The organism is Sorangium sp. So ce327 (genome assembly GCF_051530205.1).
In the GTDB taxonomy this organism is placed as follows: domain Bacteria; phylum Myxococcota_A; class Polyangia; order Polyangiales; family Polyangiaceae; genus Sorangium; species Sorangium cellulosum_B.
In genome coordinates this window covers 10,698,634-10,713,375 of record NZ_CP150330.1, presented here as the reverse complement: position 1 = coordinate 10,713,375, position 14,742 = coordinate 10,698,634, and the positions used below count along the sequence as shown (strand labels likewise).

Below are 14,742 nucleotides of genomic sequence, written 5' to 3'. Positions count from 1 at the left end.
CGTGAAGGGCCTTGCGGCGGCGGCGTCGCTCGCGGCGCTCTTCTCGGCGGGGCCCGCGTCCGGGCAGGCGCCGACGCTGCCGACCGCGACGGCGCTCGTCGTCGACGTGGCGCCCGTGCTCGGGACGAGCGGCGGGGTGCCCTGGGGCTGGAACCAGGTCGTCGTGCGCATCCAGAACAACGGCGGCCGGGCGGCCAGGGGCGAGGTCGAGGTCGAGTCGAAGCGCTACTCCGATGAGCGCGTCTTCGTCGCGTCGGCGCCTTACGCGGTCGGGGCGGGCGCGTCCGTCGACGTGCGCGTTCCGGTGCACGTGTCCCCTTTCGGTGACGTGCAGGTGCGGGTGCTCGATGAGGGCGGAGCGCAGGTGTCGTCGCAGGGGCTCTCGTCGACCTCGCAACACGCGGTGGTGCTCTTCGACGTCAGCGAGAGGTCGCTGCTCCGCGGGGGCCTCCACGACGCGCCGATCGCGCCGCTGTACATATCGACCAGCCGCGCGCCCGGGGGGACGCCGAGCCCTGTCCTCTGGGTCGGGCAGCCTCGCTTCGACAGCGCGACCGGCGACCCGCTGCTGCCCGACCGGGCGGCCCTGTACAACGCGGCGGACGCCGTGCTCATGCGCACCGACACGCTGTCCAGGCTGAGCGGCTCCGAGCTCGAGGCGCTCGCCGGCTTCGTCCTCTCCGGCGGCACGCTGGCGCTGTCCGTCGCCCGCCCCGAGGATCTGCGGCACCCGACGCTCGCGGCGTTCGTCGGCGGTGAGGTCGCGAAGGCGGCCATCGCGCCGCCCACCCTCGCGGAGATCGCGCCGCCCGGCGGCTCCAGCGGCTTTGGCAAGCAGGGCAACGTGCTCCTGCCCGCGCCGAGCGCGACCCCCGCGGTGGCCGAGTCGCTCTGCGGCTGGTCGGGCGGCAACCTGCGCGGGAGCGCGTATGGCAGCTCGGCGTTCTACGGCCTCGGCGAGGTGCACCTGCTCGCGTTCGACCCCACGCGCTCGCCCGCGGCCAGCGACCCGTGGGTGAAGATACGGGTGGCCGATCTCGCTCGCCGAGCCTACGACCGTCGCTCCACCGTGGCCTTCCGCCCGGGGGAGGATGCGATGGGCGTCGACCTCGAGCCGGTGCGGCGGGAGCTCGATCCGAACGAGAGCTCCCGCTGGGCGATCGGGGTCTCCGCGCTGCTGCTCTGCATTTACGCGGTGCTCGCCGGTCCGATCAATTTCTCGCGCGCCGCGCGGCAGGGGAGGCCGCTCCGCGCGCTCTGGTACCTGCCGGTGGCCGCGGCGGTCACGTTCGCGGTGATCGTCGGCGTGGGCCTGCTCGCGAAGGGGGTGCGCGGCCGGGCGCGCCACCTCACGCTGATCGAGGCGGGGGCCGGCATGACGAAGGGGGCGGTGCGCCGGTTCCGGGGCTTCTTCGTCGCTAGCGCGGAGGAGCTCACGGTCCGCACGACCGACGCGAGCGGCGTGATCAGCACGGCGGTGGTCGCCGAGCTCTCGGAGCGGCGCGACCGGTTGCTCGTGGATCGCGACGGGGCCCGGCTGACGAAGGTCGCGGCGCTCCCCTGGCAGACGGTGATCGTGCGTGAGGACGGGGCCGCGTCGCTCGGCGACGGCATCGCGATCGTCGCCGATCCGAGCGGCGACGTCGTCGTGAGCAACCGGAGCGGCCGCGACCTCCGGGCCGGCGTCCTGTGGCTACCGGAGGGCGCGGCCCGCTACTTCGCCCGCATCGGCGACGGGGAGAGGGTCTCGTCGCGCGCGGGGGTCGATCTCGCGGCGCGGAGCGAGGGGCAGGGCTGGCTCTCGCACGCGGGCTTCGGGCGGCGGGTCGGCGGCATGGACGTCCACGACCTCGGCGGGAGGCTGCTGGCTCCGCTCCTCGAGCCCGACGCGCCGGGGCTAGGCGCTGCGTGGCTGGCCATCGAGGTGGCGGCCGGTGGATCGGTCGACTGGTTCCCGGCCGGCGTGCCCGTGCTGTTCGGCCAGCTCGACGGCGGCGAGGGGCGCGCGAGCGACTCCGGGTTGCGGATCGACAGCGACCGCGTGCTCGTGCGGGTCCTGGGCTACGGAGGCCGGCCGTGAGCGCGGCGCTCGGCGGCGCTCTGCCCTCCGGGGCGCAGATCGAGCGGCCTCGGCCGACGATCCGCGTCCGGCACCTCTCGCACCGCTTCGGCGCGCTCGACGTGCTGAAGGACGTCACCTTCGACGTGGGCCCCGGCGAGATCTTCGGCTTCATCGGGCCGAACGGCGCGGGCAAGACGACGACGATCCGGGTCATGGCGACCTTGCTCGAGCCCATGGCAGGGCGGGTCGAGATCGACGGCGTCGACGTGACGATCGACCCCGCGGCTGTCCGCCGCAGCATCGGGTACATGCCGGATCACGCCGGCGTCTACGACAGGATCACGGTGCGCGAGTACCTCGAGTTCTTCGCGGACGCCTTCAGGGTTCCGTCGCTCGACGTGGTCGACGCCGTCCTGGAGCTGACCGACCTCGGCAAGATCCAGGACCGGATCGTCGCCACGATGTCGAAGGGGATGAAGCAGCGCCTCCAGCTCGGGAGGATCCTGCTGCACGATCCGAAGGTCCTTATCCTGGATGAGCCGGCGAGCGATCTCGATCCGCGCGCGCGCATCGAGATCCGCGATCTCTTGCTCGAGCTCCGGAGCCTGGGGAAGACGATCTTCCTCTCGTCGCACATCCTCACGGAGCTCTCCGACGTGTGCACGTCGATCGGCATCCTCGAGAAGGGCCGCCTCGTCGTCGCCGGGCCGATCGGGGAGATCGCCGCGCGCCTCGAGGCGGTGCGCGCGGCGCAGGCGCACGGGCACGCGCCGCCTCGCCACGGCGCCGCGCCGGGCGCGTACGGGCCGCAGGCGCACGGGCACGCGCCGCCGCGGCACGGACCCGAGGCGGCCACGCCCGACGGCGCGCCGGTGGATCCGGCCGCCGTCGATCGCGCGCAGGCCGGCGGTCCGCCGCCCGGATACGGCCCGCACCCGCCGCACGCCGCTGCGCCGGCGAGCGCGGGGCAGGCGGCCTATCCGGCGCTCTCGCAGATCTCCCGGCGCAGGGTCAAGGTGCGGGTCCTCGGCGATCCCGAGGCAGCGGCCTTGCTGGTCAGGGGCGGGCCCGGGATCACCGATGTCGACATCGTCGCCGGAGCCGTGCACGTCGGTTACGTCGGCACCGACGTGAAGATCGCCGAGATCGTCCAGCACCTCGTGCGCAGCGGCGTCGGCGTGATCGGCGTCGAGCCGGAGCGCAACGAGCTCGAGAGGATCTTCCTGGAGGTCACGCAAGGAGAGGTGCAGTGAGCGTGCAGACTGGCACATTGCCGCCCGCCGGTCCGGCGTCGCAGCGGCTCGTCGATCGGGCGCGGCATCGCGTGGGGCGCATCCTGGGCGAGCCGAACCCGATCTGGATCCGCGAGCTCAAGCAGGCGGCGCGCCTCGCCCGCACGCCGATCATCCTGCTGGTGCTGGCCGTGCTGATGGCGCTGCTCGTGGCGACCATCGGCGGCATCGCGGCGAAGGAAATCGCGCCTGCGAAGACGGGCGTGATCCTGTTCCAGGTCTTCTTCTCGCTCGCGTACTTCGTCGTGGCGCTGGTCGGGCCGGCGGTCGCCGCGAACAGCATCGCCTCGGAGCGCGAGGGGCGCACCTGGGAGGCGGTGCTCCTGACGGGCATCCCGCCCGGCGAGATCGCGCGAGGCAAGTTCCTCGCCGCTTACACGGCGATCTCGATGTACGTGGTGATGCTCGCGCCGGTCGGGGCGCTGCCGTTCCTGTTCGGCGGGATCACCGCGATGGAGGTGGTGATCGCCTTCCTGTTCCTCTTCTTGATCGCGCTGCTCAGCGTGGCCTTCGGCCTGGCGATCAGCTCGAAGATGGGGAGCCTGCGCGCGGCGATCCTCGTCACGCTGCTGCTCGCGTTCCCGCTGTCGATCGGCCTGTTCTCGGCGGGCGGCTCGGGGCTCTCGTACGTGGCTCACCTGGCCTGGCCGGAGGTCCCCGAGGGGCTGCCCATCTGGCTCCCGATCGCCTACCAGCGCGCGCCGCTCGGCCTCGATTACGTGCTCTTCCTGATCCTCCTTCCGAGCGCGGCGGTCGGCATGCCCGCGTGGTTCCTGTACCAGGTGACCGTCGCGAACCTCACGAGCGAGAGCGACGATCGCTCCTCCGGGCTGAAGACGTGGTTCGCGGTCTGCGCCCCCGTGACGACCGCCGCCGTCGCGGTGCCGGCGTTCGCGGTGGACGCCTCCGATCGCCTGCCCGCGATCGTCGCGGGCGTGTGCGTAGCGCTCTCGTTTCTGATCTTCTGCGTGTTCCTCTTTGCCGGAGAGCCGATCGGCCCATCGCGCCGCGTCGAGGTGCACTGGGCTCGGAGCCGCGCCAGCCGGCTGCGTCGCTTCTTCGGCCCCGGCGTGATGCGCTCGGCGTACCTCCTCCTCGCGGTGGGGGTCCCCGCCATCACCGCGCTCTGGGTCGTCGGGCACCGGCTGAGCCTCGGCGTGCCCGTCCCGACGCCGGAGATCCAGGCGCAGCAGGTCCAGCACGTCGCCGTCTACGCGCTCGCCGTCTACGTGTTCGTCGTCGGGCTCGGCGCGTTCCTTCGCGCGCGGATCGCCTCGCCCCTGGTCACGCGGGCGCTTCTCCTGACGCTGCTCTTCACGATCGCGGTCGGCCCATGGATCGTCGCCGCCATCGCCGGCCTCGTCGCGGAGCTCGACACGAGCGAGAGCGCTCTCCTCGTCGCGGCCCCGTCGCCGTTCTATGCGTTCGTGATGCTCTCCAAGGCCGATCAGGGCGACGCGGGGTCTGTCATGGCCGCCGGGTACACGGCCGCAGCTGGCTGGGTCGCCGTCGGGCTCGGCCTGCTCTCCGCGGCCCGCGCGCGCTGCGCTGCCGTCGTCGCGCAACGCGAGGCGGCCTTCGCCGAGACGGACGCGCTCCTCGCCCGGGAAGACGAGGCGGCGCTCGCGGCGGAGCAGGCAGCGCCGCCGCACGCGGCCACGCCCGAGCACGCGGAGCCAGGGAGCGCCGCGGGCACCGCCGCCTGATCAAGGGGCGTGATCGCGGCGCGCTCCGAAATCGTACGTGCGCGTCTCTTTGCGTGGAAATTTGGAGCGCGTCCGGGGAATGCAGCAGGATGCGCTGCGCGCGGATCTGTCGAAATCTTGGGCGTGCTGTGGCGAGCGTGTGAGAAGAGCGCTCGCGCGCTCGAGGTCCGGGAGCGAGAGGGGATCTCGATTCCTCGCGTCGTGTGACGACGGCGGCACCACCTCGACCCGCAGAGGATGGCCTTGCCTTCGCACGAAGACTGCCGATGCGCGGCGCCTGAGCTGAGCGATACCTTGCTGGATGGAACGCCGTACCGGCCCGTGCGCCGGCTCGGGCGAGGGGGGATGGGCGAGGTGATCGAGGCGGCGCACGTGGGCCTCGACAAGCCGGTGGTGGTGAAGCTCTTGCACCGCGACCTGAACCGCGAGCCGCGGCTCGTGGAGCGGATGCGCGTCGAGGCGCAGTCGCTGGCGCGGCTCGCCCACCCGAACCTGGTGACCGTCACCGATTTCGGGCGGACCGCCGAGGGGAGGACGTTCCTCGTCATGGAGCGGCTCTGCGGCCGGACGATGCGCGAGGAGCTCGCGGCGCGCGGCGCGCTGCCTGCGATGGAGGCGCTCGATCTCGTGACGCAGACGCTGGCGGGCCTCGCCGCGGCGCACGGCGCGGGCATCGTTCACCGCGACGTGAAGCTCGAGAACCTCTTCGTGTGCGACGCGGATGCGCAGGGGCGGCGCGTGGTGAAGGTGCTCGACTTCGGCATCGCCAAGGTGGTCGCTCCGCGCGGCGATGGGCGCGCGCCGGCGCCGTCGCTCTATCAGACGGAGGAGGGGGTGCTCGTCGGTACGCCGCGCTATCTCTCGCCCGAGCAGGCTTGCGGGCTCGCCGTCGACGCGCGCACCGACGTGTATGCGGCCGGCGTGGTGCTCTACACGCTGGTCGCCGGTCGCGATCCGTTCGAGCATGTGAGCCGCGTCCACGAGCTCGTGCGCGCCCATGCGAGCGAGGTCCCCGCGCCGCCGTCGAGCCACGCGCCACGACCGGTGCCGCCGGAGCTCGACCGCGCGATCATGAGGGCGCTGGAGAAGAGCCCGGAGCTCCGTTTCCCTGACGCAGCGGCGTTCGCGGCGGAGCTGTCGCGCATCGCCGCAGGGCTTTCGGGAGGGGTGGATGGTGGGTCGGCCATACCGTCCGGGTCGTACTGGCAGCGCACGGCGCCGCTGACGTTGCCGCCGGTCCGGGCGCCGGCGCTCCCACCGACGTTGAGCGCGACCGTGAAGGCGTTCGGCCTCACGGCGCCGTATATGGCAGCGCGGCCCGCCCCAGGGGCTGCGCTGCAGAGGGCCTCGGAGGCGCACAGAGGCAGGCCGCGGCGCGCGCGACGGCCCGCGCGCGCTCAGGCCAGCTGGGCGGCCATGGGATTGCTGGTGGTGAGCGTGGTGCTCTTCGGCTTCACCCTGGCGCTGCTGGTGAGCCTCGTGGGCTGACAGGCGGGTACGGCGTCGTCGCCGCGGCTGCTGCCAGGAACGTCACCCGGTGTGACGAACCCGCTACGATGCGGGCTGCAGAATGGGGAGCGCCGGCGCTGAGAGGGGCAACCTGAGAGGGGCAACCTGGGTCGGAAGGGTCAACCTCGGAGGGGTCAACCTGGTCAACCTCAGGCGCGGTAGAGGTCAACCTGGGTGCGGGCCACGAGGCAAGGCAGCTCAACCTGGGTGCGGGCCAGAAGGTGCGGACCGTCGACCGTCGTAGACCGTGGATGCTGGATGGGTGCAAAAAATCGATGTCGTGGCACGCGGGAATTTGGGCAGCGCAGTATTGGGCAACACGCGCGTGGTTCGGTGAGGAAGCAAGAAGGTGGCCAGGGGCAACTTTGCGCGCCGTCGACCCGCGGAGCCGCGCCTTGCGCGACGTCATGGTCCGCGACACCGGCGCCTTCGGGCATCGGGAGCCGCCGCCGTCACGTCCGTGACGGCGGCGGCTCCCGATGCCCGCGCCCTGCCATGGAGCGGCCTTGGCATCGCTCCGGAGGGGGTGGTGACGCTTGGGTGCGTGGTGGTGGCGGCCGGGTGGAGTATCTTCGGGTCCATGCCGTGGCCCTGTCCCCGAGCGAGCTCCGAGGTACCGTGCGCAGACCAGCGCATGTTCGACGCTGGCCTCCGCCGCCCCCGGGCTCGTCGGAGCGCTGCCGCGGCGCCCGCCACGCCGTCTGCGGTGCAGCGGTCGAGGCAGATCACCTCGGGAGCGCGCCCATGACAGCGCGGCGTCTTGTACCGGGGGCTCGATGCGCTGCTGCTCACGTGGGGCAGCAGCGCGCCTTTTGCGCGTGGCGAGAGGGGCAGGCATGACCAACAGGAACGCGAACAAGAGCTCGCCAGGGCAGCCGGCGGCTCAGGGCGCTGCGGGCGACGCCGCGCCGCAGCAACCGACGCTGCCGCAGCAGCCGCCGCGCGGGTACGACACGCCGAATTTTGCATCGCAAGAGCACCCCTCACCGGCGCAACAGCGAGCGCTTACGCAGGAGCCGCGCCGCAGACCTGAAGAAGGGAACACCGGCCCCGCAGCGCCGCCCGCGGAGCGGATGGTGCAGTGGGGCGAGCCCAGGCCGCGGCGCCGCCAGGATCGCGAGGCGGGGCCGAGCGACAAGCAGGTGTACGTTCCTCCGGTCACGCTGCCTCCGAACCGAGAGCACCAGGCGATAGATCAGCAGAAGATCCAGGTAGCGCCGTCGCTGTTGAAGGGCGTCGACGAACGGAACCGGCCGACGATGCGCAGGATCCCTGTGCAGGGGTTGCCGGGCCCCCCGACCGGTGCTCCCGATGGGCAGGGCGGCGCGCGTCCCGGTGGCGTCCGCACGGCCCGCGTCGGTGTGGGCAGCGGCGTCTGGCCGCCGCCCGAAGACGAGTCGTCCGGCTCGCGCGGGCAGTCGTCCCGGAAGCAGCGGCCGATTGCCGCGGCCGCTCCCCCGCCAGCAGCCGGCGCGCCTCGAGCGGGGCTGCAGCCAACCGCGGCGCGGTCCGATGACACCGCGGTGACCGCAGCGGCCGCCGCGGCGGTGCTCGCGGCGCGCCGCCGCCGGGCCCCGCTGGCGCTCTTCGCGTTGCTCGTGTTCCTGGGGAGCGCGACGGTCGCAGGCTTCTGGGTGCTGTGGCGCGCCGCCAATCCGACGAGCGAGCAGGATCCGGCGCTGGCCGAGGGCGGCCGCGCTCCCACGCCCGATCCCGCTGGGCTCGCGACGCCCACCCCGAGCGCGCAGCCCGAACCTCCGCCCCCGGTGGCGATCGAGCCGCCGCCCACCGCAGAGCGACTCGTTCCCGCCGCGCCCGAGCTTCCGACAGCGTCGCCCACGGCGGAGCCGAGCTCGCCGCCCGCTCACTCCGCGGCCACGGTCGCCGCCCGTCCGTCATCACCGCGCCCTGCTGTGCAGGTGCGGCGCCCGGTCAAGCCTTCGACGGCGGTGGACGACTTCTACGACTCGGCTGTGAGCCCTCCGATCCCACCCTCGGTCCCGCCGTCCGCGCCCTCTGCGTCGCCCACAACGCCCCCGGGGACGACCGCTCCCCCGCGTCCGTTCCCCTGAGGCGTCGCCTCTCCGGATTGCATTCCTCCCGCCAGCCACCATGCGAAAGCCATTCTTGAAATACCTGTCTCTACTCCTCCCGTGCGCGGCGGTTCTTCTGGGGCCGAGCGTCGCGAGCGCGACCGGCGAGGCTCGGCTGATGCCGAACTCTCCGACCGACGCCCCGGCTGCGACGTCGCGCGCGGGCGAGCGCGCCGCGCAGCTCTACCGGGAGGGGAACAGGTTCTACGATGAAGCGCGATTCGCCGAGGCCGAGGCGCGTTATCAGGCGGCGTGGGATCTCCAGCAGAGCTTTGACGTGGCCGGCAACCTCGGGAACGTCGAGCTGGAGGTGAACCAGCCCCGCGAGGCGGCCGAGCACCTCCTGTACGCGCTCAATATCTTTCCGCTCGGCGAGAAGGCAGAGAAGAAGAGCTTCCTGCAGAAGCGCCTCGCCGTCGCCAGATCGCAGGTCGGCGCGCTTCGCATCAGCGTGAACGTCGACAATGCCGAGGTGCTCGTCGACGGCAAGGTCGTCGGGCATTCGCCCCTCGACACCCAGGTGTTCGTCGATCCCGGCAAGCGCAGGATCGAGGCACGCCGCGCTGGCGCCAGGACGTCGACGTCGCTGCTCGTGGCGAGGGGCTCGGACCAGAGCATCGCTCTCAGCCTGGATTCGGGCCCGAACATTCCGCTGGTGGTCGCGGGCGGGGCCGTCGGGCTGCTCGGGCTCGCGTCGGGCGTGACCTTCGCGATCCTCTCCACGGCAAAGGGCGAGTCCGCAGCGACGGAGCCGTTCGGCAGCGAGAGGCGCACCGACCTGCGCGACGCCCAGACCACGCTCGCCAACGTCTCGTTCTGGAGCTTCCTCGGCGGCGGCGTGGTGCTCGCGGGGACGGCCTTGTACGCGTTCTCCACGTCGAGCCGCACGCCGGTCACGAAGGCCGGGCTCCCCCGGCTGTATGCTGCGCCCTTCGTGAGCGCGGAGGCGAACGGCCTGCTGCTGGGCGCGAGCTTCTAGGCCGGTGGGCGCTGCGCGCTCCACGTCTCGTCCCCGGGCTCAGCGCGGCTGGAAGTAACGGCCTACCTGCTCGCGGTACTCCTCGGGGACATCGCTGCGCTCGACACCGCCGACCTCCTGGGGACCCACGACACCGAGCGCGCTCTCGCCGCGCACGTTGGCGGTGTCTCCGGCGCGCCCGGCTGCTCGGCCCGTCACGATGCCCGGCATCGGCCTACCCGGGTTGAGCCTCGCGCTGGCCTGTGAGCGCAGCTCACCCCCGGCGATCGCGCCGGTCTGCCCTTCGTGGCTGCCCGAGCCGCCGCCCTCCGAGTGACCTGGCTGTGCCGACCCCTGCTTGCCAGTCCCGCCCCCGGACGAGCCCTGCTGCCCGCCCTGTCCGCGCTCCTGGCCGCCCAACCCCGGTTGGCCTGACCCGGGTTGGCCTGACCCGCCTGCGATCGGCACCGGGAGCGGCGTCCCCCCGAGCTGCCCCTCGGCCTCGCCCGCCCCGCGCTGTGCATCGTCGAGCGCTCGTTGGCGCTTCGATTCCTCGCTGCTCGGGCTCCCCTCCTGGGCCATCTGGCGCAGCTGTTCCTCGAGCTGCTGCTGTCCGTCCGGCGTCTCGATCTGCCGTGCGAGCTCGCGCATCTGCTCCTTCGACATGGGCTCTCCGAGCGCGCTCTCGGGGGACTGCGCCATCCGCTGCTTCAAGCGGTCGGCGAGCCGCTTGCGCTCCTCGGGGCTCAATTTTTCGAGCGCCTTCTCGAGGCTGCCAGCAAGCCGCCGCGCGTCGCGGTCGCTGCCGGTCCGGGCGAGCTCGCGGAGCGCGTCGCGCCCCTCGTCGTCGAGCCCGTCGCCGAGCGCCTCCGCCAGCTCCCTCAACGCGTCGGCCTGCTTGCCGCGCTGATCCAGCAGCTTGCGCTGTTCCTCGAGCGCCTTCGCCACGCCGGGGGCGCCGGCCTTCTTGGCGGCTTCGGCGGCCTCCTCGAGCGCCTTCCTGGCCCGTTCGCGGTCATCCCGTTCGAGCTTGTTCGCGAGCCGCGCCATCTCCTCGTCGAACGCCACGAGGTCGCGATCGCCGAGCGCCTTCGCAGCCCGCTTCAGCTGGGGGTCTTCTCCGAGCTTGCCGAGCGCCGACTCCATCCCATGACGCTGCTCGCCCTCGCCGAGCGATAGCCGCTCGGCCGTGATCGCGTCGCGGAGCCTGCCGAGCTCGGCCTGCGCTTCGCGGCGCTCGACGCCGCTCTTCAGCTTTTCGCGGAGCCTCTTCGCGTCGTCCGAGAGCTTTTTCAGCCGATCGTGTTGCTCTGCGTCCCGAGCGTCGATCTCGGAAAGCTGGACCACCCGCCCGAGGCCGGCGATCTCGGCGAGGCGCACGTGTTCAGCCCCGGGTGGGGGCGCTGCTGCCGCGGGCGCTGGTGGCAGGGGAAGCCAGCTGAGATAGCCAATGGCCGCTGCCGCGAGGGGCGCTCCGGCATGCCAGCGTCGCCACAAAGGCGTGCGGACCTGCCGGGCGGTTGCGGCATCGAGGGCCGCGGTCGCATGGGCGAACACCACCTCGCGGGCCGCGGATGCGATGGCACGGGGCGCGCCGTCCACCGCGTCCTCGGCTGTTGCGAGCTCAACGGCCGTGGAGACCGACTCGGCGGAGCCGAGCTTGCCGTCGAGAAACAACGCGACGTTCGGGTCATTCCACCGGCGCCGGCGCGCCACCGCTGCGCCGGCCACGGCGCCGAGCAGGCCGCCCGCGGCCATCCAGGGGCGCAGCGCGCCTTGCCGCATCTGCCAGGCGACCGCCGCGCCTACCGCGCCGAGCATCATCCCAGCGGCGGCGCCGGTGAGGACCAGATCGAGCGCGAGCCGCCGCCGGACGCGGTGAGACCACCGAGCGAACGCGGCGCTGAACCTCCGCCGGGGAGACGCATCGACCATGGATCGAGGTGTACCTGCGGGCCGGCGCGCCGGCCAGAGCTGCTTCGGGGCGCTCCTCCAAGCCTCATTGCGGCACGCCGTGCCCGACGTCGCGCCCGGTGCGAGCGCCTCGCGCTCTGTGGGGACGCCCTGTGGAGCGGCGTCGGTCATTTTGCGCCACGACGCGCCGCGGAGGAGCTGTCCTCGGACATATCGCGCCCCGCCCCCTCAGGGGACGAAGCACCATTTCAAGTGGAATGACGCGAACTCGAGGCGCGCTGGGACAACGTCCTGGGCAGCGCCGAGCAAGTTCAGGCCACAGTCAGCGAAAGAGAACCTGCATTCGTGCGAGTCCTCGGACGATGTCCGGAGCGTCGCGTGGCAAGAGCCATAGAAAAGCGCATCGTCGACGTACATTCGCATGTTCACGACAGCAGCGTCGCCGCCCTTGCGCTTGCTGCCGAGCAGATGGAGATCGAGGTAGTAGAAGCCCCTCCTGTCCTTCGAGTGATCCACCAGCTCCAGATTGGTTTCGCCATTGAGGCGGGAGCAGTCAACGTCCCAGCTGTCGTCGAATCCGGCGACAGGCAGCTTGCCGCTATCCCCCGTGTCAAGCACCAAGCTCTCCCCGTTCACGGTCATGACCGCCACGCCGTACGCTTCAGGAATTTCCGGGCTAGTAGAGCACCCGAACGGCGAGAGCGACAGCACGAGGCCTTGGGCGAGGAGGGGTCGGTGCATGGGAGTTCTCCAGCAGCATGGCGGGCGAGAGCATCGCACGAGGTCGACAACCATGAACGCGCGCAATGTGGTTGATCCATGCGCCGTGCCAGATGTCAACCGGAAACGGAGGCCCCTGTTGGGCCCGTGCCGGGCTGACTGCGGGGCTGACCGATGCGGGGCTGACCGACGTTGCCGTTGACTGTCGACCTGAGCGACGTTGCCGGTCTGCCGGCCCGGCGTGTCTGACCGACGTTGCCTTGGTGGTGAGACCCGATACGTGTTGTCTACGAGGCGGTCCCAGGCAAAGGCCATGGCGGGCGCCGGCGGAAAACAGGATCCGCCAGGATCTCGAAGATTCAAGTATGCGAAATCATTGGCTACAAGCCCCGGCACGCGTTTGGCATAGTCGGCAGCCATGAGCCAGCCTCGCGCTATCGTTGCAGGCGCCACCTATCTCCTCACGCGACGCGCGTTGCGGCGACACCTCCTCTTCCGACCGGACGCCGCGATTACTCAGCTGATCACCTATGCACTCGCGGTTTCGGCCAGGCGCTACGGCGTTCGCCTGCATGCGTTGTGCGCCATGTCCACGCACCTGCACGTCGTCGTCACTGACGTCGAAGGCGTGCTTCCGCGATTCCTGCAGCTGTTTCATCGCCTCGTGGCGCTGGGGACCAAGGTGCTCCGAACCTGGGAGGGGCCGGTCTGGGGCCACGAAGCGACCAGCGTTGTTCGCCTCTTGACGCGGACGGCTGTGGTGGAGAAGATTTCATATTCACTGGCGAACCCGGTGGAGGCGGGGCTGGTGCGACGTGCGAAGGAATGGCCGGGAGCGAAGGTGCTCGTCAACGAAATCGGCCGCGGCGAGCTGCGGGCGAGGCGTCCTGACGTCTACTTTGCTTCGAGCAATCCCGCATGGCCCGAGGACGCCGCCATTGCGATCTCGCTTCCGCCAGCTGTGGCGGATGATGACGCGGACGCCTTCCGGAGCGAGGTGGCGGCGGAGCTGGAGCGGAAGGAAGCCGAGGCGCACGCCGCGATGCATCGAACTGGCCGCGGTTTCCTCGGCCCCGAGCGCGCATGCGCGGTGTCGCCCGACGCTCGCGCGACGAGCGTCGAGGCGCCCCGCGGCCTCAATCCAACGTTTGCGGTGGGGAGGGGACATGCAGACGCACGAAGGACCGCGGTTGCCGCTGTCCGGGCGTTTCGCGCAGCGTACCGCGAGGCGCTTCAACGATGGCGTGCAGGGCTGCGCAGCGCGGTGTTTCCGGCAGAGACGTGGTGGATGCGCGTATTCCATGGGGTGGCCGTGAACGATGATCCGCTCGTGTCGTAAAAGGAACGGTCGAAATGCCGACGCGCCACCTGGGCTGCTCGACGAGGGCGAGTAAGCGGCAGACGCCCTCCGTTCGCGCGCATGAACGCGTACCTCGTTTTCGTGTGAAGCTACACGTCAAGGGCGCCGGGATTGCGTGAGCCGGCCTGGTGGTCGAGGAAGCGCGGGCGGTCCGTGCGCGTCGCTACAACGGTAGGGGAAGCTCGATATACGGCTCCGTGATCCGGCCGACGACGATATCGCGCACCTGCGTCCCATAGTAGGTCGATCCCGATTGCGTGCTCCAGGCGTGTCCCACGATCGTCCCGTTGCTGTTGGCATAGAGGCGCATGACACCCCTGCCAACACCCGCGTGCCAGGAGCCGTCCGCGTTGCGCCGGGTGTCGGTTGTCCCGTGGCCCGTGGTGCTCGAGTCTAGGACGAGGAGCGAGTACTGTATCGTCCCCGTGACGAACGGATAGGTCGCCACGCGTGGCACTGCAGCGCCTGCCGCGATGGCGACGTGCCCGCTCGCCGTGCTCCCCGCCGGATACTCGATCGCGACGATATCGCCGGCCTCGATCTCGCTCACCGTCACGATCTGCTCGAACCCGACCTCCTCGATGATCCTGTCGTGGTACAGCGAGGCGTTCGGGCTCATGCTGCCGAACCATGTGTTGATGTCGTAGACGGACAGCTGATACGCCTGCTTGAGGACGTTCGTGACGAACGACGCGCACAGGCTGCGGCTCCGATAATCGGGGGCTCCTCCGACGCCGGCCCAATAAACATAGGTCGTGCCGCTTCCATATTCGTTGTTCACCGGTGCGATGTGGGTTACGAGTGTGTCGGCCCAGTACAAATGGCCCGGCTCTCCGGCCGTCTGGCCCTCTGCCGGGCGCGGCGCGAGCAGGCTCACCCCGGCCAGAACGACGCCCGGGAGCGCGCGAACAGCGGCTCTCGAGCTCATGCGCTTCAATGCATTCATGATTTCCTCCCGTGTGGAATCGATGGCCCCGCGTAGGCTGGTCACACCGGTGTCGGCCTCGTCGCGGGCATCGCCGCGGAGCGCCGGCAAAGCGAAGTTGCGCACCAAGCCACCGAACATACGCCGAACGAACGATCTCTTCAATCACCGGCACGAAGGCGGCACACGGGCCGTGCGCGATC

Annotated in this window: 10 protein-coding genes; 7 read left to right on the top strand and 3 right to left on the bottom strand. The window is 71.2% G+C overall.

What is annotated here, in order from left to right; genetic code table 11:
• Window position 1 precedes the first annotated feature (1 nt).
• From WME95_RS40110 to WME95_RS40085, 6 genes are all read left to right on the top strand, one after another.
• Window positions 2-2,080: a hypothetical protein gene (locus WME95_RS40110; RefSeq protein ID WP_437904554.1), complete on the top strand. Its 2,079-nt coding sequence runs from the start codon at window positions 2-4 to the stop codon at window positions 2,078-2,080.
• On the top strand, window positions 2,077-3,315 hold the full coding sequence (locus tag WME95_RS40105; protein WP_437545315.1) for an ABC transporter ATP-binding protein: 1,239 nt from the start codon (window positions 2,077-2,079) through the stop codon (window positions 3,313-3,315). Before WME95_RS40110 ends, WME95_RS40105 begins: the two co-directional genes overlap by 4 nt.
• Complete coding sequence (locus tag WME95_RS40100; protein ID WP_437904553.1) at window positions 3,312-5,060, top strand: ABC transporter permease; 1,749 nt, start codon at window positions 3,312-3,314, stop codon at window positions 5,058-5,060. Before WME95_RS40105 ends, WME95_RS40100 begins: the two co-directional genes overlap by 4 nt.
• A 237-nt stretch (window positions 5,061-5,297) precedes the next feature.
• The gene (locus WME95_RS40095; RefSeq protein WP_437904552.1) at window positions 5,298-6,548 is read left to right on the top strand and encodes a serine/threonine-protein kinase; all 1,251 of its coding nucleotides are present in this window, start codon (window positions 5,298-5,300) and stop codon (window positions 6,546-6,548) included.
• A gap of 857 nt (window positions 6,549-7,405) precedes the next feature.
• Window positions 7,406-8,641: a hypothetical protein gene (locus WME95_RS40090; protein ID WP_437904551.1), complete on the top strand. Its 1,236-nt coding sequence runs from the start codon at window positions 7,406-7,408 to the stop codon at window positions 8,639-8,641.
• 139 nt (window positions 8,642-8,780) lie between these two features.
• On the top strand, window positions 8,781-9,641 hold the full coding sequence (locus tag WME95_RS40085) for a hypothetical protein (RefSeq protein ID WP_437904550.1): 861 nt from the start codon (window positions 8,781-8,783) through the stop codon (window positions 9,639-9,641).
• A gap of 39 nt (window positions 9,642-9,680) precedes the next feature.
• On the opposite strand, the gene WME95_RS40080 is transcribed toward WME95_RS40085, so the two are convergent.
• Window positions 9,681-11,555 carry a hypothetical protein gene (locus WME95_RS40080; RefSeq protein ID WP_437904549.1) on the bottom strand — a complete coding sequence of 625 codons (1,875 nt, stop codon included), beginning with the start codon at window positions 11,553-11,555 and terminating at the stop codon, window positions 9,681-9,683.
• A 207-nt stretch (window positions 11,556-11,762) separates the two neighbouring features.
• The gene (locus tag WME95_RS40075; RefSeq protein WP_437904548.1) at window positions 11,763-12,275 is read right to left on the bottom strand and encodes a hypothetical protein; all 513 of its coding nucleotides are present in this window, start codon (window positions 12,273-12,275) and stop codon (window positions 11,763-11,765) included.
• Window positions 12,276-12,672: 397 nt separating this feature from the next.
• Between WME95_RS40075 and WME95_RS40070 the strand changes: the two genes are divergently transcribed.
• Window positions 12,673-13,593 (top strand): transposase, encoded by a 921-nt coding sequence (locus tag WME95_RS40070; protein WP_437904547.1) that lies wholly within the window; start codon window positions 12,673-12,675, stop codon window positions 13,591-13,593.
• Between the two features lie 184 nt (window positions 13,594-13,777).
• Here WME95_RS40070 and WME95_RS40065 read toward each other — a convergent pair whose 3' ends face one another.
• Window positions 13,778-14,665 carry a hypothetical protein gene (locus WME95_RS40065; protein ID WP_437545301.1) on the bottom strand — a complete coding sequence of 296 codons (888 nt, stop codon included), beginning with the start codon at window positions 14,663-14,665 and terminating at the stop codon, window positions 13,778-13,780.
• Window positions 14,666-14,742 lie beyond the last annotated feature (77 nt).

Excerpts from the sequence above, each read along its gene's own strand:
- WME95_RS40075 (WP_437904548.1), bottom strand. The coding sequence starts at position 12,275 with ATGCACCGACCCCTCCTCGCCCAAGGCCTCGTGCTGTCGCTCTCGCCG.
- WME95_RS40070 (WP_437904547.1), top strand. The coding sequence starts at position 12,673 with ATGAGCCAGCCTCGCGCTATCGTTGCAGGCGCCACCTATCTCCTCACG.
- WME95_RS40095 (WP_437904552.1), top strand. The coding sequence starts at position 5,298 with ATGGCCTTGCCTTCGCACGAAGACTGCCGATGCGCGGCGCCTGAGCTG.
- WME95_RS40080 (WP_437904549.1), bottom strand. The coding sequence starts at position 11,555 with ATGGTCGATGCGTCTCCCCGGCGGAGGTTCAGCGCCGCGTTCGCTCGG.
- WME95_RS40085 (WP_437904550.1), top strand. The coding sequence starts at position 8,781 with ATGCCGAACTCTCCGACCGACGCCCCGGCTGCGACGTCGCGCGCGGGC.
- WME95_RS40090 (WP_437904551.1), top strand. The coding sequence starts at position 7,406 with ATGACCAACAGGAACGCGAACAAGAGCTCGCCAGGGCAGCCGGCGGCT.